Origin of the sequence: Peribacillus sp. V2I11, assembly GCF_030817135.1 — a bacterium.
GTDB classification, from domain to species: Bacteria; Bacillota; Bacilli; order Bacillales; family DSM-1321; genus Peribacillus; species Peribacillus simplex.
Window position 1 is genome coordinate 5042109 of sequence record NZ_JAUSYW010000001.1, and the last position, 23204, is coordinate 5065312.

The 23204-nt window shown below is 37.8% G+C and carries 17 protein-coding genes and 2 pseudogenes; 17 read left to right on the plus strand and 2 right to left on the minus strand.

Annotated features, from left to right (window positions below; all coding sequences use genetic code 11):
• Positions 1 to 17: 17 nt before the first annotated feature.
• The 6 genes and pseudogenes from QFZ73_RS24640 (at position 18) to QFZ73_RS24665 (ending at position 7040) form a co-directional block, all read left to right on the plus strand.
• The gene (locus QFZ73_RS24640; protein ID WP_251437986.1) at positions 18 to 980 is read left to right on the plus strand and encodes a Gfo/Idh/MocA family oxidoreductase; all 963 of its coding nucleotides are present in this window, start codon (positions 18 to 20) and stop codon (positions 978 to 980) included.
• Complete coding sequence (locus QFZ73_RS24645; RefSeq protein ID WP_251437987.1) at positions 965 to 1927, plus strand: Gfo/Idh/MocA family protein; 963 nt, start codon at positions 965 to 967, stop codon at positions 1925 to 1927. The genes QFZ73_RS24640 and QFZ73_RS24645 overlap by 16 nt, the downstream gene beginning before the upstream one ends.
• 1391 nt (positions 1928 to 3318) lie before the next feature.
• Positions 3319 to 5049, plus strand: coding sequence for a phospho-sugar mutase (locus QFZ73_RS24650; protein ID WP_251437988.1), 1731 nt, complete (start codon positions 3319 to 3321; stop codon positions 5047 to 5049).
• A 571-nt stretch (positions 5050 to 5620) separates the two neighbouring features.
• Positions 5621 to 5751: pseudogene (locus QFZ73_RS24655) on the plus strand (oxidoreductase); the annotation flags it as partial.
• A gap of 305 nt (positions 5752 to 6056) precedes the next feature.
• A complete protein-coding gene (locus QFZ73_RS24660; protein WP_251437989.1) occupies positions 6057 to 6443 on the plus strand; it encodes a DUF192 domain-containing protein in 387 nt (128 codons plus the stop codon).
• A gap of 144 nt (positions 6444 to 6587) precedes the next feature.
• Positions 6588 to 7040 (plus strand): YoqH family protein, encoded by a 453-nt coding sequence (locus QFZ73_RS24665; RefSeq protein WP_307271853.1) that lies wholly within the window; start codon positions 6588 to 6590, stop codon positions 7038 to 7040.
• A gap of 706 nt (positions 7041 to 7746) precedes the next feature.
• On the opposite strand, the gene QFZ73_RS24670 is transcribed toward QFZ73_RS24665, so the two are convergent.
• A complete protein-coding gene (locus tag QFZ73_RS24670) occupies positions 7747 to 8937 on the minus strand; it encodes an MFS transporter (RefSeq protein WP_307271856.1) in 1191 nt (396 codons plus the stop codon).
• 1475 nt (positions 8938 to 10412) lie between these two features.
• Between QFZ73_RS24670 and QFZ73_RS24675 the strand changes: the two genes are divergently transcribed.
• From QFZ73_RS24675 to speD, 9 genes and pseudogenes are all read left to right on the plus strand, one after another.
• Positions 10413 to 11588 (plus strand): acyl-CoA dehydrogenase family protein, encoded by a 1176-nt coding sequence (locus QFZ73_RS24675; protein WP_307271859.1) that lies wholly within the window; start codon positions 10413 to 10415, stop codon positions 11586 to 11588.
• Between the two features lie 209 nt (positions 11589 to 11797).
• The gene (locus tag QFZ73_RS24680; protein ID WP_307271862.1) at positions 11798 to 12943 is read left to right on the plus strand and encodes a betaine/proline/choline family ABC transporter ATP-binding protein; all 1146 of its coding nucleotides are present in this window, start codon (positions 11798 to 11800) and stop codon (positions 12941 to 12943) included.
• Between the two features lie 12 nt (positions 12944 to 12955).
• The gene (locus QFZ73_RS24685; protein ID WP_251437994.1) at positions 12956 to 13609 is read left to right on the plus strand and encodes an ABC transporter permease; all 654 of its coding nucleotides are present in this window, start codon (positions 12956 to 12958) and stop codon (positions 13607 to 13609) included.
• Between the two features lie 11 nt (positions 13610 to 13620).
• Positions 13621 to 14538 carry an osmoprotectant ABC transporter substrate-binding protein gene (locus QFZ73_RS24690; RefSeq protein ID WP_307271865.1) on the plus strand — a complete coding sequence of 306 codons (918 nt, stop codon included), beginning with the start codon at positions 13621 to 13623 and terminating at the stop codon, positions 14536 to 14538.
• Between the two features lie 21 nt (positions 14539 to 14559).
• Positions 14560 to 15222 (plus strand): ABC transporter permease, encoded by a 663-nt coding sequence (locus tag QFZ73_RS24695; protein ID WP_063233716.1) that lies wholly within the window; start codon positions 14560 to 14562, stop codon positions 15220 to 15222.
• Positions 15223 to 15545: 323 nt separating this feature from the next.
• Positions 15546 to 16894: pseudogene (locus QFZ73_RS24700) on the plus strand (IS1182 family transposase).
• Positions 16895 to 17390: 496 nt separating this feature from the next.
• Positions 17391 to 17546: a hypothetical protein gene (locus tag QFZ73_RS24705; protein ID WP_307263198.1), complete on the plus strand. Its 156-nt coding sequence runs from the start codon at positions 17391 to 17393 to the stop codon at positions 17544 to 17546.
• Between the two features lie 43 nt (positions 17547 to 17589).
• Positions 17590 to 18852: a group II intron reverse transcriptase/maturase gene (gene ltrA, locus QFZ73_RS24710; protein WP_307267670.1), complete on the plus strand. Its 1263-nt coding sequence runs from the start codon at positions 17590 to 17592 to the stop codon at positions 18850 to 18852.
• Positions 18853 to 19048: 196 nt separating this feature from the next.
• Positions 19049 to 19885, plus strand: a complete 837-nt coding sequence (gene speD / locus QFZ73_RS24715; RefSeq protein ID WP_307271870.1) for an adenosylmethionine decarboxylase — start codon at positions 19049 to 19051, stop codon at positions 19883 to 19885.
• Positions 19886 to 19909: 24 nt separating this feature from the next.
• Here speD and QFZ73_RS24720 read toward each other — a convergent pair whose 3' ends face one another.
• Complete coding sequence (locus tag QFZ73_RS24720) at positions 19910 to 20935, minus strand: YeiH family protein (RefSeq protein WP_307273047.1); 1026 nt, start codon at positions 20933 to 20935, stop codon at positions 19910 to 19912.
• A gap of 133 nt (positions 20936 to 21068) precedes the next feature.
• Between QFZ73_RS24720 and QFZ73_RS24725 the strand changes: the two genes are divergently transcribed.
• Entirely contained in the window at positions 21069 to 21959 is an 891-nt protein-coding gene (locus QFZ73_RS24725; protein WP_251438279.1) for a selenium metabolism-associated LysR family transcriptional regulator, read from the plus strand.
• A 220-nt stretch (positions 21960 to 22179) separates the two neighbouring features.
• Positions 22180 to 23085, plus strand: a complete 906-nt coding sequence (locus QFZ73_RS24730; RefSeq protein WP_307271875.1) for a hypothetical protein — start codon at positions 22180 to 22182, stop codon at positions 23083 to 23085.
• Positions 23086 to 23204 lie beyond the last annotated feature (119 nt).

Here is a 23204-nt window from a genome sequence, read left to right on the forward strand (position 1 = left end):
GGAGGAGAGCTGAAAATATGTTTAAAGTTTTAATCATAGGTAGCGGAAATATAGGATACAGACATTTTGAAGGACTGCTCAAGACAGATTTATCTCTAAAGATATATGTTATGGATCCAAGCGTTGAAGCTTTAAATCTCGTGCAAAAGTGTTATGAGGATTCTAATCCAATAGAGAAAACTTGTTATTTTTTCGAATCTATAAAAGATATTCCAGGTCAAATGGATCTATGTATCATTGCTACCAGCTCAAAAGTTAGATTGGAAGTTGCAGAAACCTTATTAAAAACTACTTCAGTGAAATATTTGATTTTAGAAAAAGTGCTATTCCAAAAAGAGAGTGACTATGATCAAATGTCATCTCTTCTTAAGGAATTCAATGTAAAAGGTTGTTGGGTGAATTGTCCCTTACGAACGATTCCAATATTCAGGGAATTGAAAGAGAAAATCAAAACTAGTTTAAGCTATTATATTGAATATAGTAATTTTGGGATTGGTTGTAACAGTATTCATCAATTGGATTTATTCTCCTTTTTGACAAATTGTCTGGACATGAAGATTGAAACGAGTAAATTGGAAAATGTAGTTGAGAGTAAAAGAAAGGGATATTTAGAGGTTTTGGGAGTATTGACAGCTTGTACGAATAAGGAAGATACATTGATCATTTCATCAAGTAACCAATCAAGTCTTGAGTATGTCATGAAATTGAAATTTAACGAAGAAATTTGGACGATATTCCCTTTGTTGGAGAAAATCACGGTAGAAGACACTCAAAATAATGAAATTATAGAAAAGGTTATCAACTATCCAAAGCAAAGTTCGATTACCTCTCTCATAGTAAATGATTTATTATTACTTGGAAAATGTTCTCTTCCGGATTATGAGACATCTAAAAAACTACATGTAAACTTGATTAAAAATCTAAATACTTTCTTCTCAAAGGTTCTAGGTCATAGGGTGATAGAATGTCCAATCACTTAAAACCAATACTTCTTGTAGGCGCAGGGAATATGGGCTCTGAGTATGCAAAAGTTTTAAAGCAAATGAATCAATCATTTCATGTATTCACAAGATCTGAAGAAACAGCTCTTCATTTTCAAGAGTTAATAGGAAAGCAGGCTTCATTTGGAAATCTAGATCAAATATTGCATGAAAAGCATTCATATGATAGGGCAATCGTGGCCGTTTCCGTAGAACATTTAAAAGAAGTCGCCATTACGCTTATGCAAAATGGTGTTAAAGAAATCCTGCTTGAAAAACCAGGAGCAGTTAGTGGTGATGAATTAATAGAATTGCAGGCAGTAGCTCAAATATTTAATTCAAAAGTATTTATTGGGTACAATAGAAGGTTTTATGAATCGGTTAACAAGTTGCTTTCGTATGTCACAGAAGACAATCCTATTCGCTCTATACATTTTGATTTTACAGAACTTAGCAAGCAAATAGAAAAAAGTAAAAATACAAATGAAGTGAAGAAAAATTGGCTAATTGCCAATTCTTCACATGTCATCGATCTAGCATTTTTTATTGCTGGAAAACCAAAAGTAATACAATCTTTGTCCACAAATCATCTAGCTTGGCACCCTGATGCGGCTATCTTTACAGGCTCTGGAATGACAAACAATGATGTATTGTTCAGTTATCACGCGAATTGGAAATCACCAGGTAGATGGGGAATTGAAGTAATGACTGACCAATACAAACTTATTCTTCAACCGCTCGAACGATTATATATAATGAAGCACAATTCCTTTCATATAGAAGAAATATCCCTCATAAAACATCATGATACAGAATTCAAACCTGGTCTTTTTAAACAAGTCCAAGCTTTTCTTACTGATAAAAGGCACTTAGTCGATGTGTCAGAGCAGATACAATCCGTTAAAAGGGTATACAACTCAATATTATTTGGATATAAACAAAAATAGAGTAATAATATTTGTGAAAAACACTTATAGGATGCTATTTTCCCTCAAAGTTAATATGGAGGGTGAAGGTGGAAAGGGAAATGCCATACAAGGTTCTTGATGGCTTGGGTCAGGATAAGTGAATATATGATTGGTTTGATCGCTAGGGAGGGTATAACTAACAACTATGAAGCTGAATCGACGGCTATGCTTTTCTTCGCTAACGAAAGGGATACTTGTCTCAAATGAAGCATTTTAGGGCAGGTCTTATTTTGGCTTACCGGATCAGTTTCAGGGAGGAATCTTGATAAATTAACAGCGGTTCTATCTTATTTGGCTAGTGGGTGGACTCTTTATATTCACCATTGAGAGACATAGAAAAACCCGAATAAGAGGGCACTTTTTTATTAGTATCTATTATTCGGGTATATAACAATCGCACCATAAGGTCATGTGCAAATCATAATACATGTTCACCCATTCTTCAATCCTTTCAATGAAACTTAAAGCTGAAGAATTTTAATTTTAGAGTGATATAGGGAATGTATAAATGCAACGAAATAGTTGAATTTTGTAACACATCTTAGGGTGATATATTTTCCGGAAAGACTACCAGGCTCCCAATTAGCGAAGGAAAGTCTACTTTTTTTATAATTAGACTTTTGCCATTCAATCTTTACAAAAACTACACAAATTCTTAAATGAATCTTAATAATAGGTTTGCATGTAGACAATAGTCCAAACAAAAAAGAGGACTAGTTCATTTATTATTAAAAAGGTTTACATTACCCAATAATTATCATTTAAGCAGAAAGGGAATGGGCTACATTGAAGATTTACGCAAGCAAGCTTGCAGGAAAAAGGCCAGTCATTTTAAATGGGCAAAATTATTAGTATTTAATCCACTTGGGCAGATTTCATTACAAATTTGAACAGATACAAAAGTATGGGGATTACCAGGGGGACTATGGAGTTAGGAGAATAATTATCGAAGGGACCTTGAAACCTGATGGTAAGGAGGAAGTGCTGTACAATTCTTTCCAATCAATCAGCTGCAAAAAGAAATGAATCCCGATATCAAAAAAGAAATTTATAATTATTCAAGATTTCGTAATTGAATTTTTTCGAAACCAGCCGTATTTTCGCTCTCCTTCCAAAGAATAATGAAGTAAATGACGCTCTTACCAAAGTATTGGTTGGGTATATAAATGAACCAACCTACATTGGAAGGGGGGGGGATAGTTGGCTATTCTACAACTCCGTTGCATGATGGAGAACTATTGGATACTTTAGGAACGATGGCTTTTAGATCGACCCCGTACTCAATTGATCGCCTACAATGTCTACTAAGGTTAAAGAGCGAAGACGGGACAAACAAAGCAAAACTACAGGCTTGAAGGAGCTGTTTTTTCATGGACTGGAAGTCTTTCTATACTATTTGGACAAGTTACAGAAATTTAGATAATGAAATGCGTTTAATGCTCGAAGAAATGAAGGATGATGAGATAGCACTTGAAGACGCCTTTTATAAAAATTTGGAATTCGGGACGGGTGGTATGCGAGGGGAAATTGGTCCAGGTACGAATAGGATGAACATTTATACCGTGCGAAAAGCGACTGTAGGACTTGCTGAGTATATTCAATCGTTTGGAAACGAGGCAAAATCCAGAGGAGTCGTAATTGCTTACGATTCAAGATATAAGTCTCCCGAATTTGCATTGGAAGCAGCCAAAACTTTGGCAACAAAAGGAATTAAAGCTTATTTATTTGATGAATTACGGCCTACCCCTCAGCTCTCTTTTTCCGTACGTAAGCTAAGTGCATTTGCCGGTATCGTCATTACAGCAAGCCATAATCCGCCTGAATATAATGGGTATAAAGTGTACGGATCAGACGGGGCACAGCTACCTCCTGAAGCGGCGGATCAAGTCATTAATTATGTGAACGCGATGGAAAGTGAGCTTTCCATTGTAGTGGAGGAAGAAGAAATCCTAAAGGACAGAGGGCTCATTCAAATCATTGGGGAGGAGTTGGATACTGCTTATAATGAGCATTTGCTCACTCTTCCGGAAGATCCAAAGTTAGCAGATGAAATTGATGTAAAGCTCGTGTTTACACCGCTTCATGGTACAGCCAATAAATCAGTAAAACGTGCTTTACATGATCTAGGATATCGAAATGTCCATATTGTTAAAGAACAGGAAATGCCCGATGCTAACTTTCCTACTGTTAAAGTGCCCAATCCAGAGGAACATGCTGCTTTTGAATTGGCCATCGCGCTAGGAAACCGTGTCGACGCTGATTTATTGATTGCCACCGATCCGGATGCGGATAGGCTCGGAATTAGCGTGAAGAATAATGCTGGAGATTATGTCGTATTAACAGGCAACCAAACAGGAGCTCTCTTTTTGGATTATTTAATTTCACAAAAACAAAAGAAAGGGACGCTTCCTGAAAATGGAGTCGTATTAAAGACCATCGTTACTTCAGAAATAGGACGGGCGATTTCTGAGCAAAATGGTTTAAAAACCGTAGATGTTTTAACTGGATTTAAATTCATTGCTGAAAAAATCAATGAATACCACACGAGTGGAGAACATTCTTTCCTGTTTGGCTATGAAGAAAGCTATGGATATCTAATCAAAGATTTTACTCGAGATAAGGATGCCATACAGGCTACTATTCTGGCAGTGGAAGTCTGTGCCTATTACAAAAAGCAAGGCAAAACGATGTACGAAGGTTTACTGGATGTTTTCGATAAATATGGATATTACTTGGAAGATTTGCAATCGTTGACTTTAAAAGGAATTGAAGGTGCCAAGCAAATTCAAGCGATTCTCAATGAATTCCGTGAAAATCCACCAGATCAAATCTCTGGTCATCAAGTAGTGGTACAAGAGGATTATCTCAGCAGGAAAAAATACATGTTTGCGGCAAATAGGGAAGAGGCCATCAAGCTCCCAAAATCGAACGTATTAAAATACTTTCTTGAAGATGGCACATGGGTATGTTTACGACCTTCGGGAACAGAACCTAAAATTAAATTTTATTTCGGTGTTCAAGGAAGCTCGATGAAGGAAGCTAAAGGGAAATTATCCGCCGTTATGAAAGACTTTATGAGAAGAATAAATAATATGCTTTAAAGAATGACTCTTATTCTGAGGTCATCGTAAAAAACTAGGGTCAGCATTCATTATGTAAAGAAATGCGGACCCTTTTTTGTCTATCAATCCAAATCTAGCACCCAGCCTTTTTTCTTAAAAATCAACAGGGTACTTATTCGAACATGGGGTGGGTATAAGGGTGTGTGTGTGGTAGGGTATCTGTGTCTGATGCTGATATTTATTACTATTCGACACTAATTGGAATATTGAGCATACAATATACTATTCCAATCCAATTCTCCAAATCCCCCCTATATAGTAGCCTTGCTGATACCGTATGACGTTACGTAGTACAGTTGTACAGGCCCTAGGATCGGCCTTATGAAAGGTGCTAAATAGGGAGGTTTTTTAAAAGGCACCTTATTGGCACTCATGTTGAGGCCATCCCCTTTAAGAAAAGAACTTTAAAAGATGAAGTCTTAAAAAGTAATACCAGAACATTAAAATACATAAAATCGAACATTCAAACAAAAGAAAATTCCCATATTTAACTATGGATATTAATGTTATAAAGTTAAATTTTGTATAGCGTGGATACCCCTAACTGGATCCTTACGGTGTCTCTAAGACATCTTTAATGATACTTTCCCGGGGACTTACCGAAATTACTAAAGGAATGGAGAAACCGTTAACTCAGTCCTTCCAGGTCCTACATGGACAGCAGGTTTTGCTCAATTCATTATTCATTACAGATTGGAAGAAGAGGGAGGAAACTACTAAAAGTAATGTTATTAAGTTCATGATATAAAACACACCTGTGCTTTTATATATAGTTGTTGTGATTATTGAAAACAAAGCATTAAATTTAAAACCATGGAATAAGTATTGGAAGTGAAAGTGGAGCTTACTTAGTTATTTTTTTCATCTAGTATTCGTTTTATCTCCAACTTTCTTCCTTTTTATTATTAGGGAATAGAGTTTTTTTGAAAAAAGAAAATTCATCAAGTTTCTTTCCTGCTTATAATAATACTAGAAGGTGAGTGATCATGAAAAATAGAATGAAAACAAAAATGATAAAAATACTCAGTGGAAACAAGGAAACTGGATTAACCGTTCACGTTGCAGATACTCAAAGAAAAAGAGAAATGGGCTTAATGTTTGTTGAGAAATTACCCGAAAATGAGGGGATGTTATTTGTGTTTTCAGAAGAAATATATGGTGGCTTTTGGATGAAAAACACATTAATTCCTTTATCAATTGCTTTTCTTGATTCATATGGGGAAATTCTAAAAATACTTAATATGGAGCCTTGTAAAAAGGATATATGCCCTACCTATGATCCAGAACTTTCTTATCATTATGCAATTGAAGTGAATCTTGGATGGTTTGAAAAGAATCAAATCAAAGAAGGGGATTATGTAAAGTTTGATTGAATTCATATCACCTCACCTCTATTTCTTAGAGTTGAGTTTTGTTAATGGATATTTATGTTAATGCTACTGAAAAGATTGTGACTTTAAGAAGGACTATCTATATTTAGATCATAATGAGGGTAAAATAATCGTAAGAGGTGTTATATGAAACAATTTGTTTTGGGCATATTTATTATCTTAACTTTTGTTATTTCTCCGTTACAAACAAATGCAACAACTATGCCTTGTAGTATGGTATTGGAACCAATTGATAAAGAGCTTACAAATTCAAAGGGAACAGCATTGGTTTATAAAGTGCAGTTACACCCACCAAGTTTTGCACGAACTAATGTAAGTATTCTTGGGGTGCACCTTCCAGAACCATTTTCTTATGGGAATTACGATGGCTATGAAGGTTTTGCTTTTATACCAGATGAAATTAGTTGGCGTTTCAGGCTTTATCTTTCGCCGGAAAAAGATAGTCCGACTTGGACTGGAAGATTTGATGAAATTACTGCGAAAATGGAAAATGTAGAAGTGCAGGTGCGTCTTTCTAATTCAAAAACTGGAAAATTGGGACCTAGTATATTAAGAAGTAATATTAAATACTGTAAGTAGCTATGGAGCTAACGGGTGCTTACGTATTATAAGGTTGAAAAATTACTGGTTGACCTTTTTTTTAAATAGAATCTATTATATCAGTAGCCAGGGTAGGACGTACGGATGCGTGGGACATGATCCTGTGAACTATACTGTCCGCCCTCTATTTATAGAAACATGTTTGAGGCAGGTTGGGACGTAGATTCCCTATAACAAGCGAAGCTATGACACTGCAGGACTAGGGGTACTGTTTAGTGGTTTTTTGGGATCTATATTCGTCGAAAGTTTCTTTATTGTTGTTAAAGGAAAATCCTACTTCAGAGGCGGTATTTTAGCTGGAGAAAGAAGACTAGCAGAGAGTGTTATTGAGTTCTGTCCTAGCCAATCGGGGGAATGGCATACGAACTCTTCCTCGCAATCGATAGGAGTAAATTATTTAGCCTATTTATAAAGGGTAACTTCAGATACGCCATATCAATGATCTTGATAAGTTCTTTTGCAATTGTCCGCTTGATTTTTAAAGGTAAGCACCTCTTTCTTGTACCTTATAATTCATTTGCATTACATCGTGGTCTTTACCTGTTTTTTAAAGAAGTATCAAAGAACAACTCAACGTTTTTGATACTTCTTTCTTCAATTTTATTTGAAGGATTAACTGTAATCTCGTTTATTATATCATTGGAGGTACCATGGGAAGCATACCAAGGCGTTAGTAGCTTCTATCTTATGCTGGTTTCTTTTGTTTTTGGTCTAAGCGATGACTTAGGAAAGTTAGAAGACTTGCAAAGATAGCAACCAGCCCACCTACCAATGTCACACTCATCAAATTTCCCTGATGGTAAACAATTCCGCCTAATGCGGAACCGAAGGCGATACCGACATTGCTTGCTACTGGCATCAGTGAAGCAGCTAGTCCTGTAGCTTTTGGTTGATAAATGCCGGCAAGGTCTATCAAATAAAGCTGGGTAGATGTTGTTAAAAGGATGGCCATTAATGACATCAAGCTAATGTTAACCAATCCAAAGATAAAATTATCTGTCGTCCAATATAAACTGATCAGAACGATTGCTTGCACGAGAAAAACAAACCGGAGGCGTCCGATAGCATTGTAGCTGGCAATTTTACCAGCGAGTATGTTGCTGAAAATGGAAATAAATCCGTAGCCAAACAAGATCAAACTGATTGAACTACTTGGTGCATCCATTCCTTTAAGGATCGGAACAAGATACGTATAAACGGCATACGTTGCTCCAAATCCAAGAGATGGAATGAAAAATGCCATTAAGATTCGTGGGTGTGTTAACAAAGAAAATTGCTCACGCATTGAACTGCGAAATGTACTGTGCATAGTAGGCAAAATGAAGAAAGATGCCAAAAACGCAATTCCACCGAGAAAAGTCGTTAACAGGAAGGTTGCATTCCAGTCGTACCAATCAGCGATGACAGTGCCTATTGGTACTCCAATTACGTTTGCAAGAGTAAAACCACCGAAAACGAATGATATAGCAAGTCCACGTTTTGCGATTGGCATGGTTTCGCTTGCAACAATCATGGCAAGAGAAATTAAAACTCCTGTTACAATCGCAGTCATCATCCGAAGTGCAAGGAGCATGATGTAGCTTGTCGAAATCACGCACAAAGCATTCAGGATGATGAACGAACCTATCAAAAACAACATCCATTTACGCTTTGGAAAATGGCTTGTTGCCGACATCACGAGTGGTGTGGCAATGGCAAACGTAATCGCAAACGCAGAAACGAGTGTACCTGCTTTTGCATTTGTCATATGGAGACTCGAGGAAATATCGGTTAAGATCCCGATGATAACAAATTCGCTTGTCCCGAGAACAAATGTTAGTAAAGTAAGTGTTAAGATGAGTAGCCAATGTCGCTTGGATAATTCTGTGGCGTGCATAAATACCTCTTTTCTTAGATGAATGTAAATGTGTCAAAGGGTAGATATACAATCTAACTATCATACCATAAAACATTTTTACGAGGAAAACCCTTGCTTAGTTATCGTTGATTATTTTTTGCTAAAAAGGTTGTACCTGAATCATTCACTAATTTTACCGTAACCTGTTTTGTTATAAAAACAAAAAAAGAATCCAAAAAGATGATAAAAATATAATACCTAATATCAGGTAGAAAACATAATCAAACAAAAAGGATGGGATCCTGATGGTTGATGAAAATAAACAAAAAAACAAACGGGAACAATGGAAAAAGCAAGATATGAATAATCTGAAGAGGGAAGCTGTCAAAAATTCATAGCAAGAATGGGAGACCTAGCAAGATTAGATGCTAAAGTCTAAAGTCAATATACTTACACCGTATACATCAAGGATGGAAGAATGATAAAGCAACCTACAAATGGGAAGTGTATTGTCATTAATGGAAAAATCCAAGATTAAAATTTGCGAAGTAATAGTGAAAATACTCATTATAGAAGGTGAAGGTATATAGCGGTTGGACCACAGAAATTGGTGCAAGGCATATAACAGCGTTCATAGTGCTAACGTGCATGATAAGCTTTCTGGAGCCAAGATGGTGTAATAGATCTCGAGATCCTTACTTTTATGAGCTCTAATTTGATTAGATTTGATACATTTGAAGTGTGCGACCGAGCAGATCGAACCAGAAACCCACATACGGGAGAATAAATACAAATTGCTACTATCAAAGTTTACTGCTTTTAAACCGGTTAAGGAAAAGAGGCGGCTAAATAAAGAAGTAGTATAGCGTAAAAAACACTTTGGGATAAGACATTCTCCAGAGTGTTTTTTTCTTTATGTAAAGTTAAGTTTATACTTTCGCATCTGTTTTCACATAGATAAGTGCTACGGGTAAAATGTAAAACACTCCATAAAAAACTGCACCTCCAATTGTTAATTGTGTCTAACAATTGGGGTGCAGTTCATTTTGAACTGGCTGACCTTTTTTAATGAAATCAATTTTATCAGTAGCCAAGGTAGGACGTACCGGCTTGTGGGACATGATCCCGTTAAGTAAACTGTCCGCCCCCCTACTTGTAGAATCTTGTTTGAGGCTGTTAAAGCAACCATTTTATTATGCAATTAAAAGATGAGAATTGAGTGTAATAAAAGAAGTTTTATTAAATTAGTACTAATTATATTCCAAAAATAACCTCGACAGAATATTTATTAAACCCATATTAAAAGCAGTTAAGTAAAAATAAATAATTTAAAATGATTAAAAAAGATTTATAAAAGGGAATTCGATACTTTTGTTGAACATGAATATTATGGAACATTTTAACTGTTTGATATTTGCTTATTGTAATCGTTTACATCTAGACGTTTAACATATTTAACTTGATTATGGTAGTGAATTATAAGTACAAAATCATTAGGGAATGGAGGTTAACCCATGGTTAGCACGATGGCGATCAATAAGGATTTTTCCCGTTCCTTCCTAACGGAAGAACATTTATTATTTAAACAATCAATTCATGAATTTCTCGCCAAGGAGGCTGTCCCATTTTATGATCAATGGGAAAAAGAGGGGGGAATACCATGCTCATTTTGGAAAAAGATTGGAGATCATGGATTTTTATGTCCATGGCTTGATGTGGAATTCGGTGGGATAGGGGCAGATTTTGGATATTCAGTTGTGCTGGCAGAAGAATTGGAAATGGTTGGATCAATGTTAGGAGGAATATCAATTCATTCTGATGTTGTAGCCCCTTATATTGCCTCATTCGGAACAATAGATCAAAAACAAAGATATTTACCAAAGTTCATTACAGGAGAAATGATTTCTGCCTTTGCATTGACAGAGCCGGGAATGGGTTCGGAATTAGCGGATATACAAACCACAGCCATCAAGAAAGATGGGCATTATATTGTCAATGGGGCCAAAACATTTGTCACAAATGGCTTTAAAGCTGACTTCATGATAGTAGCATGCAAAACTGATCTTAATGCTGTTCCTTCCCAGGACGGAATCAGTTTGCTGCTCATTGATAAAGATACGCCAGGGTTTTCACGGGGAAGAAAGCTTGGTAAAGCAGGGCAGGGAAGTTCAGACACAGCCGAGCTATTTTTCGATGATGCATTAGTACCTGTTGGCAGCCTCCTTGGTGAGGAAGGGAAGGGTCTTTCATATATCATGCAAAATCTGCAACAAGAAAAACTAATGTGTGCGATCGGGTCTTTAATGACAGCGAAAGACATGCTTCACTTAACGATGAATTTTATAAAAGAACGAAAAGCATTTGAAAAGAAAATAAGTAAATTTAAAAATGCACAGTGTACCATTGCTGAAATAGCAACAGATATTCATCTGGGAAGAACATTTGTTGATGGTTTGATCTGTAAACATATGACTGGGGAGAATATCATAACCGAAGTATCGATGGCTAAATATTGGATAACGGAGATGTCTAAGCGAATATCTGATAAGTGCATGCAATTACATGATGGTTACGGAAATATGGGTGACTATAAAATTGCACGGCGTCACCGGGACATTCCTTTGACAACATTCTTTACAGGGACAGATGAAACCGTAAAACTCCTGATTGCTAAAAATATTGGGTTTTAATTCATCTTTAATACTATAAATCTATCAACTACCTCAATTAAAATGAGGTGGTTTTTTTATACCATTTTTTCAATATAATTACAATGAACTAGATTTTTTAAATAAAAAGGTTTATACGTTTCACCTTATGGGTAAAAGAGACTGTGCATATGGAAAATTAATATATTTGTAAAATTTGTAATTGTATGCGAATGATGGAGGTGCTTGTTATGTTAAAAATCGAAAATGTATCGAAAATCTATACGGGAGGAAAGAAAGCTGTTAAGAATATATCATTGGATATTAAAAAAGGGGAGTTCATTTGCTTCATTGGTCCGAGTGGATGCGGTAAGACAACGACAATGAAAATGATTAACCGGCTTATCGAACCATCTGAAGGCAAGATTCTTATTAATGGTGAAAATATTATGGATAAAGATCCAGTTGAGCTAAGAAGACAGATCGGGTACGTTATCCAGCAAATCGGACTTTTCCCTCACATGACGATTCTTGAAAATATCACCCTCGTTCCAAAACTTCTTAAATGGAATGAACAGAAGAAAAAGGAACGCGCACTGGAATTGCTTCAGCTTGTCGATATGGGACCCGAATACCTGGAAAGGTATCCTTACGAATTGAGCGGCGGGCAGCAACAAAGGATAGGCGTTCTTAGAGCACTTGCTTCCAATCCTCCACTCATTTTAATGGATGAACCTTTTGGCGCACTAGATCCAATCACCCGCGATGCCCTTCAGGAGGAATTTAAAAATCTGCAGCGCACACTGGATAAAACAATCGTTTTTGTTACCCATGATATGGATGAAGCCATTAAGCTAGCCGACAGGATCGTCATCTTAAAGGCTGGTGAAATCGTCCAAGTGGGAACACCGGATGAAATCCTCAGAAAACCAGCCAATGAGTTTGTGGAAGAATTCATTGGCAAAGATCGTTTGCTCCAAACAAGGCCCAATATTGAGTTGGTTGAACAAATCATGAGTCGAAATCCAATATCCATTACAGAGGAAAAATCCCTTACCGATGCTATTACGATAATGCGCGAGAAAAGGGTCGATTCTTTACTTGTGGTGGATGAGCAAAATGTTTTGAAAGGGTTCGTAGATGTTGAAACGATTAGTGAATATCGAAAAAAAGCTAAATTTATCAGTGAAGTCATCAACACTGAAGTCTATTCTGTGAAACAGGATACTTTAATCCGCGATTCTGTTCAAAAGATTTTAAAACGAGGTTTCAAATACGTGCCAGTAGTTGACCAGAATAAACATTTGGTCGGAATTGTCACTAGGGCTACATTGGTCGACATCGTATATGACAGCATTTGGGGAGAGGAAGAAATTCAAGTGGCAGAAATGTTTTAGGAGGTGTATGAGATGGAAACGATGCTCGATTTTTTACAAACGAACTGGCAAGAATTGATCTTTAAAGCATGGGAGCACTTATATATATCCATGATCGCTGTTTTCCTAGGAATAATAGTCGCTGTACCACTAGGAATTATGTTGACACGAATGAAAAGGAGCGCTTCGATAATAATCGGAATTGCTAACATTATGCAGACACTGCCGAGTCTTGCAGTCCTAGCCTTTTTCATTCCTTTCCTCGGCGTTGGGAAAACACCCGCAATTATTGCGTTATTTTTCTATTCCGTTTTACCCATACTCAGGAATACATACACAGGCATCAAAGGCGTAAATGAAAATCTGCTGGAATCCGGCCGCGGCATCGGGATGACAAGCTGGGAGAGAATTCGTCTGGTTGAATTCCCTCTTGCACTTTCCGTCATTATGGCTGGTATCCGTACGGCATCCGTCTATTTAATTGGATGGGCCACCTTAGCTTCCTTTATTGGAGGCGGGGGACTTGGAGATTACATTTTTATCGGTTTGAATTTATACCAAACAGAATATATCATCGCAGGTGCACTTCCGGTAATCATCATGGCTATCCTGGTGGATTATGTATTCTCGATCATAGAACGAAAAGTCGTACCAAAAGGATTGAAAGGTATGAAGGAAGTTGCATGAGGAGGATTACCATGAATAAAAAAATAAGAAGTACAATTTTAATGGCCCTTTTAGTTTTTTCATTAATGATCACCGGCTGTTCCTTGCCTGGTTTAGGGTCATCTTCTGAAACTACTGTAAAGATCGGTGCCCAAAGCATGACCGAATCTGAAATCCTGGCGAATATGATCGCTCAACTCCTTGAAAGGAATACGGAACTTGATACGAAAATCATCAAAAATCTAGGTTCGAATTTCGTTCAGCAAAAAGCGATGGAGACCGGTGATATCGATATAGCCGCAACTCGATATACAGGGACTGATCTAACGAGTGTCCTGGGACAGGAAATCGAAAAGGATCCAGTAAAGGCGATGGTAATTGTTCAAAGGGAATTCAAAGAACAATATGGGTTCAAATTTTTTGATTCTTATGGATTCGATAACACTTATGCATTTACGATTTCAAACAAATTGGCAGCGGAAAAAGGGTATCAGAAAATATCGGATCTGGAAAAGGATGCAAATGATTTAAGGTTAGGTGTAGATAGTGCTTGGCTGAAAAGAAAAGGGGATGGTTATAAAGGGTTTGTCGATACATATGGATTGGAATTTGGGGAAACTTATCCGATGCAGATTGGCTTGGTATACGATGCAGTCAAAAATGGTCAGATGGATATTGTCCTTGCATATTCCTCAGATGGACGGATTAAGGTTAATGATTTGAAGCTTTTAGAAGATGATAAACAATATTTCCCTCCATATGACTGTTCACCGGTCGTTACCGAAGAATTATTGGAACGATATCCTGAAATTGAAGATGAACTTAACAAGTTAATTGGCGAAGTCACTACTGAAATTATGCAGGAACTGAACTATGAAGTTGATGGGAACTTGAAGGAGCCATCGGTCGTAGCATCGGAATTCCTTAAAGCACATAAATACTTTGAATAAATGGGAGGTGCAAACTAACTAATGGAAACCTTGCAGCAGCTGGGAACTTATTATTCCCAAAATTGGATGTATGTACTTACTGAGTTTTATCGTCACTTTTTAATGTCCGCTTACGGAGTTTTATTTGCAGCCATTGTAGCGATCCCGATAGGCATTTTCATCGCGAAACATAAGAAATTGAGTAATTGGGTATTTTCGATAACGAATGTCATACAAACCACACCAGCATTGGCTATGCTAGCTCTCCTTATGCTAGTAATGGGGTTAGGAACAAATACGGTAATCTTGTCATTGTTTTTATATTCCTTACTGCCAATCCTAAGGAATACTTATGTAGGAATTACAAGTATAGATCATGCTTATTTAGAATCTGGCAAGGCAATGGGGATGACGAAGCTGCAGTTACTGAGAATGGTCGAACTTCCATTATCTCTGTCTGTCATCATGGCCGGCTTACGTACAGCGCTTGTCGTTGCAATTGGAGTAACTGCTGTCGGTACATTCGTGGGTGCTGGCGGACTGGGGGATATCATTGTCAGGGGAACGAATGCTTCAAATGGAACGGCAATCATACTTGCAGGAGCAATTCCGACGGCATTGATGGCCATTCTCTCAGATCTTTTACTCGGATGGCTGGAACGAATCCTTTCACCGATAAAAAAGAAAAAAATTCATACTGCCTAAAACAAATCAGGATAATGAAAGAGCCATTGCATTGTTAATGCAATGGCTCTCAGACTGTAGACAAACTCGATGAAAATCGAGTTTGTCTATTTTTATGGCTTGTACAATTTGGACGTTGATTTCCACTCCAGGCACTCGCTTTCCGCGGGCGGTCGGGGAGCCTCCTCGGCTTTCGCCTGCGGTGTCTCCCCTAGACGCGCTTTTCCCGCAGGAGTCTCGTACCTTCCGTTCCAATCAACTTTGTCTTACCTTTTAGATAGAACACTTTTGCCTGGAGTCATTTTTGTTTTAAAATAGAAGTATTAAAACTTGAAGTGATGAGGATGCTTTCTAAACATGATTCTATTCAGCGAGATCAACTTGAAATGATTACTTTAGATCAACTGGTGCCACCGAACCATTTGGTTCGTAAAATGGAGGCTGCCATTGACTTCACTTTCCTTTATGACTTGGTGAAAGATATGTATTCAGAGGTAGGACGCCCAAGTATTGATCCAGTTATTTTAGTTAAACTGACTTTCATTCAATATACCTTCGGTATTCGTTCCATGCGTAAAACGATTGAAGAAGTTGAAACCAATATGGCTTACCGTTGGTTCTTAGGCTATGGTTTCCATGATAAAGTACCTCATTTCTCTACGTTCGGGAAAAATTATGAGCGACGCTTTAAAGATACAGACCTATTTGAACAGATTTTCTATCGCATTTTAATGACAGCTGCTAATAAAAAGTCAATAAGTGCTGAACACGTTTTCGTGGATTCCACACATGTGAAAGCCAGTGCGAATAAACGGAAATTTGAAAAGAAAATCGTTCGTAAAGAACACGAGCGTATCAAGGACGTCTTCAAATTAAGATCGTGAAAACCATGGAAAAAAGCCTTTTCCACCAGATAAATTTGATAAAGAAGAGACCAAAGCAATTAAAGAAAGTACAACGGATTCTGAGAGTGGCTACTATGTGAAAAGATGAACGAACAAAACAGTTTGCCTATTCATTCCACGCGGCCGCAGACCGCAACGGTTTTGTATTGGGAACGATTGTAACACCTGGAAATACACATGACAGTCAGATCCTAGAGCCACTAGTTGAACAAGTGATTGAGAAAGTTGGAAAACCGGAAGCCGTTGCCGCAGATGCAGCTTATAAAACACCAGCGATTACAAGCTACCTATTTAACAAAGAAATCATACCGGCTTTACCTTATACACGTCCTCGCACCAAAGAAGGATTTTTCCGCAAACAGGACTATGTATACGATGAACATTTTGATTGTTACCTTTGCCCTTCGGGCGAAACTTTAAAGTACTCAACAACAAATAAAGAGGGCTATCGCGAGTACAAATCGCCAAAACAAATTTGTGCAACATGCTCATTTTTATCTCGGTGTACAGAAAGCAAAGACTGTCAAAAAGTGGTGACACGGCATATCTGGCAAACACATGTGGAAGAAGCAGATCATCTGCGTCATCATCAAGATGTAAAACCTATATATGCAAAACGTAAAGAAACGATTGAGCGTGTATTCGCAGATGCAAAAGAAAAGCATGGTATGCGTTGGACTACTTTAAGGGGACTTAAAAAATTGTCGATGCAGGCGATGCTTACTTTCGCTGCCATTAATTTAAAGAAGATGGCCAATTGGACATGGCGAAGTCCAAAAATGGCCTAACATAGTGGGCTCGTAGAGCCCCAATCTCTTAACTTTAGGCGAAAATTCAAAGGGAATTTCAAAAGGGGTTCAGAATTTTTTAATTCTGAACCCCTTTTGTCTACAAACTGAGAGCCATTGCATTGTTAATGCAATGGCTCTTTCTGTGCGCCCGGCATGGGTGCAATCTATAGGGTGAAAGTCCCGAACCATGAAGGCAGTAGTAGTGGTTAGCTTAATGCAAGGGTGTCCACGGTGACGTGGAATCTGAAGGAAGCAAGCGGCAAACCTCCGGTCTGAGGAACACGAACTTCATATAAGGCTAGGTATCATTGGATGAGTTTGCGAAACAAAACAAAGTCCTTACTGCCGAAGGTGGTACAGAGTAAATGAAGCAGATAGATGGAGGGAAAGATTGCACTCTTACCCGGGGAGGTCTGATGACAGCCAAGTACACTTGGTAACCTGTCCAGTGATGGACAGCTGAATCATCAGAAGTCAGCAGAGGTCATAGTACTTGTCTACTCGAGAAGATAAGGAAGGACCGAACAGATTAAGGAGGATGAATACTAGGCGTTCGTTATCTGCAAAGAAGCAAACAATTCCTAACGGAACTTATTTGAAGGAAGAAGTGGTGAATACACGGGGAACTTCAAAAGGGTGGAGCAGATAAAGGCACAAATAGACCATTTATCCACGTAGAAAGGATATCAACGATGTTAATGGAACAGATACTAGAGAGGGAAAACTTAATACAGGCATTGAAGCGTGTAGAAAGAAATAAGGGAAGCCATGGTGTAGATGGAATGCCGGTTCAAAACCTGAGACCGCACCTCGTAACCGAATGGTACAACATGAAAACTGCCCTTTTACAGGGTACCTATCAACCGCAGCCCGTCCGTCGTATCGAAATCCCGAAACCAAACGGCGGAGTTCGGCTATTGGGTATTCCAACCGTTCTAGACCGTTTCATTCAACAAGCCATTGCCCAAATATTGACCAAGATATATGACTCAACCTTTTCGGAGAATAGCTATGGATTTCGCCCTAACAAACAGGGGCACCAGGCGGTTCGAAAGGCAAAGTCCTATATAACCGAAGGTTATACATGGGTAGTGGATATGGACTTGGAGAAGTTCTTCGATAAAGTGAATCATGACAAGCTCATGGGAATGTTAGAGCGGAAAATTGAAGATAAACGAGTTCTCAAACTGATTCGTAAATTCCTTCAAGCAGGCATTATGATAGGCGGACTTTTTCATAAAAGTGAGGAGGGAACTCCGCAAGGAGGTCCGTTAAGTCCTTTATTATCTAATATCATGTTAGACGAGTTAGATAAAGAACTAGAGAAACGCAATCTTCGATTCGTAAGGTATGCGGATGACAGTACTATCTTTGTGAAGACACGAAAAGCCGCCAAACGTGCAATGGGAAATATCTCAAGCTTCATTGAAAATAAACTGAAGCTAAAGGTCAACTACGAGAAGTCGAAGTATGATCGCCCTTGGAACAGAACGTTTCTCGGTTTTAGTTTCACGAAGTCAAAGAAGAACCCGAAGGTTCTACTGGCTAAACAAACGGTGAAGAGAGTAAAGAAACGAATCAGGGAAATGACCTCGAGAAAATTACCGATACCCATGAAACTCCGGATAAATAAGTTAAAGCAATACCTTAGAGGTTGGATGGGGTATTTCGCCCTCATTGATACTCCGAACGTATTGAAGAATTTAGATTCATGGATTCGAAGAAGACTCAGGATGTGTCTATGGAAGCAATGGAAATTGCCAAGAACGAGGGTGAGGAAACTCAAAGGATTAGGCGTCCCATTTGGAAAAGCATATGAATGGGGAAATAGCAGAAAGGGTTATTGGCGCATAGCGCATAGTCCTATTCTAGACAAAACCCTTAATAATGTTTATTGGCTCCATCATGGGTTAGTAAATCTATATGAACGATATACAAAACTACGTCAGACTTAAACTGAACCGCCGTATACCGAACGGTATGTACGGTGGTGTGAGAGGTCGGAGGCTAGGCGCCTCCTCCTACTCGATTGTCCAGAAAATAACGATTACCGATTAGAAGTCAGAAGCTGGGACTGGCAGACTTAGTTTTTTATTTCAGAAAAAGGGTAACTATAAGGGTAGTCGTAAAAAAATATAAGGGGAATCAATCATGAAACTTACACCAGAGCAACATATTGAACTTCATGGCTTTAATAATCTTACGAAATCTTTAAGCTTTAATATGTATGATATTTGTTACACAAAAACCAGGGAAGAGAGAGAGGCATACCTGGATTATATCGATGAACAATATAATGCAGAAAGGCTTTCGAATATCTTGCACAACGTTTCTGATTTAATAGGGGCGCATGTTTTAAATACGGCTAAACAGGATTATGTCCCTCAAGGTGCCAGTGTAACCATTCTTGTTTCAGAAGGACCTGTCGTCGAAGTACCTACGGGAACTTATGAGGAATCACCGGGGCCTTTACCTGATAATGTGGTCATGCAACTGGATAAAAGCCATATTACCGTACATACATACCCTGAATACCATCCAAATGAAGGCATTAGCACATTCAGGGCTGATATCGATGTCTCGACTTGTGGAGAAATATCACCTCTTAAAGCACTAAATTATCTCATTCATTCCTTCGATACCGACATTATCACGATTGATTACCGTGTAAGAGGCTTTACGAGAGATAAAGATGGGCGGAAATTGTTCATTGATCACGATATTAATTCAATTCAAAACTATATTCCTGATGAAGTAAAAGGTTTATATGACATGATTGATGTGAATGTATACCAAGAAAATATATTCCATACTAAATGTAAGCTGAAAAGATTCGATATTAATAATTACTTATTCGGTTATTCAGAGGAAAAGCTGAATAAAGAGGAAAGGCAAGAAATTATAGAAAGGCTTCAAACGGAGATGGATGAAATTTTTTATGGTGCCAATGTTCCACATACAATAGAAAAAAACGAGCATGCCGATTAAGGGATGCTTGTTTTAATTGAAAAGTTAATTTAAATGGAAAACCTGAACCAATACATACCCAATACAAGTCAATAAGATAGAGCCGATCAGTCCAGCTATAAAAGGTTTACGGCCATATTTTCTAAAAGTTACAAGGTCAATATTCAATCCTAATCCTGCCATGGACATTGCCATGAGGATATAGGAAAGCATAACAAGTTTATCAGCTAATGGTTCAGGAACTGCACCAGTAGAGTAAAGGGCACTCATTAATAAAAATCCAAAAATAAACCACGGTATCTGAATGGACTTACAAGAAAATTTCTTTCCGGTAACTGTTGATCGTTCTTTCCAATTCATGATGAATCCAATTAAAATGGCAACGGGAATGAGCAGGGCCACCCTAGTCAATTTGACCACCACTGCCAAGTCGACTGCCTCATTTCCCCCTGGTGCTGCTGCAGCGATGACGTGAGCAATTTCATGGAGTGTCGCACCCGAAAAAATACCATATCCTTGATCGGATAACTCCAATAATGGATATAGGATCGTATATCCGAAAGTGAAGGTTGTACCTAAAACAGCAACCGTCGCTACAGCTATTGCTGTATCTTTTTCTTTTGCTTTTATTTGGGAGGAAATTGCCAGGATGGCAGCAGCTCCACAAATTCCCGTTCCGCAAGCTGTCAATATGCCTAGCTTTTTCTCAACTTTAAACATGCGAGTCAATCCATAAACTACTAATATAGCAAATACAAGACTAATGGCACCAACTGCAAATGTTTTCGGACCGGCATTAATAATATCCTTTAGGTTCAAGCGCATTCCCAATAAAATAATGCCCATTCTCAAAAGGATTTTACTTGAATAATTTGTCCCTGCAACGGCATAAGCCGGAACGCCAATTATCGATTTCCAAACAACACCAATCAGTATCGCAATGACTAACTGTCCCATTATATGAAGGAATGGAAGCTCTGCTAAGTATTTTGCTGCAATGGCAATTAGTAAAGTCAATGCAATTCCTTTAGTAAATCCAAGTTTCTTTGTTTCAACGTTTGTTTGTTCCAGTGTGATCACTCCATCTATGTTGATGCCTTAACTTTAATGCTTAATTAAAAATAAGTGAAATATATTTTTGCTATTTCAATGATTACTTCTACTTATGATAAAATGATACGCATAGCTAAATAGGGAGGTAACCATGGATCCGTTAAAAGTATTCGTCACCGTAATCGAACAGAAAAACTTTTCTAGAGCAGGGGATATTCTGAACCTGTCGCAGCCAGGAGTCAGTCTTCACATAAGGAATCTGGAAAATGAGTTAGGAACGAAATTAATTTATCGTTCTCCCAAACAAGTACAAATAACAGAGCCAGGGAAAATTTTATATAGACATGCAAAGCAAATGCTTAATCATTATGAGACAGCAATAAGAGAAATAAATGAATTTAATAACGTGGTTAGCGGAACGATGAAAATAGGTGCAAGCTTCACGATAGGGGAATACTACCTTCCAAAAGTTTTAGCAGAATTTGCGGCTCAATATCCGATGGTGGACATACAAATCATCATCTCGAATTCTAATGAAGTCATTCAAGGGATACGTTCGAATAAGCTTGATATAGGTTTGATTGAAGGTGAAACGGACTATAAAGATATTGATGTCAGACCATTCATGAATGACGAGATGATCGTCGTCGTCCCCCCGGTTCATCCACTTTCACAGATGGACCTCATCGAGGGCACTATGCTCCAAAACCAAACATGGGTACTTAGGGAGGAAGGATCGGGAACTCGTACATATTCCGATAAACTTCTGAGCAGTCTGGATTTAAACATTAAGAAAACCTTTATTTTCACCAGTATCCAAGGGGTGAAAGAAGCGGTGATGGCTGGGCTTGGCATTGCTCTGTTATCACGATTGACTGTACAAAAAGAACTGAAGTCCAATGAATTGAAAACCTTTCATTTGAAAAATGAACCCATTATAAGACCTTTTTCAATCGTGAAAAAGTTAGACTTCGAAGCATCAAAAGCCATGGAGTTGTTTTTAAGGAAGGTCGAAGAATTCGCGATAAAAGGGCCGTCCTAAATAAAACCCTAAACAATTGCTCATCCTTTCATTTTCAATGAGGAGGTTGGGCATTTTTAACTGAAAACGTCGAAAATATTTTGGAATATGTCAATCATTAAACGGATTTTACGTATTTTCACATAATTGTAAACATATAAATTAAATAGGTGGTCTTCAGGAAGTTCTAAGTCCCTGTAGACTTGTCCTGATATTAATAATCTTAAAAGGAGCAACCACATTGGCTATAGAGGAGCAGAAAGATAAGCGGATTTCTGTTTTCGACAGGATTATAGGATTCATGCCAAAATTTTATGTGATTGGGACAATATTAATTTTTGTTTATACTCTAGTTGCGATGGCTCATTTAGGTATCCAAACTTTGAAAAAGCCAGAGGAAGCCGTTGGTCCTGCCACCCCTATTTCTCAGGGCTTTGAACATACATTGATAACGTTAATCATCGAACCGATAGTAACGTCTGAATTTTATCAAATCATCTTTAACACGTTATTTCTTTACCTTGTTTGGATATTGCTATTCCTATTAGCACCGATTGCTTTTTACCGTTTAAAACACTTTAAATTTTTTAATATCGAAATTGAAATTGAAAAACAAGATGCAGCCGTTTATGAAGTATTCAGCATGAGCAGTTCGAAAATGAAATTTGCTGCGTATCTAACATCCGAGGAATATCAGTTGGAGATATCAGAGGAAATTGCCAACAGCAAGGACTTTAAAACACCCTTAATCTATACATTGGACTGTGCCGTGGACTTTTATTCCAATCAATTAGGACTTTCCTTTACCTATGATATCTATACCCTGAACCAGTTCAAGAAAGCAAAGCTGCCTAAATCCATCAAAGCGATGCTTGATAAGTCCATTCAAACCGGCGATCCGTGCATTACGAATAAAAGCAATAGTGATAGTGAGTATCACAAGAATTTTCTTCTCCATTATTTCGAAAACATCGACGGGAAATTTGTCACTGTATTAAATAGTTACCAAACTGAATTCGATACATTCGATAAATCACTACTTAAGATCCTGCAAAACGTCATATACGATTATTATTTACAGTATAACTATATTTACGATGCGAGCGAGAAGATGGAAAAGAATGAAGTGATTTCCCATAATAATTAAAAAAACCACCCTACAAGTGGTTATTTTTTTTGGAAAGGTGATTGTTAATTATATTTTGGACAATTTCATTATTCCCAATGAGCTCAGATGATTTATTTACATGCTGTTCCCGAAAATCA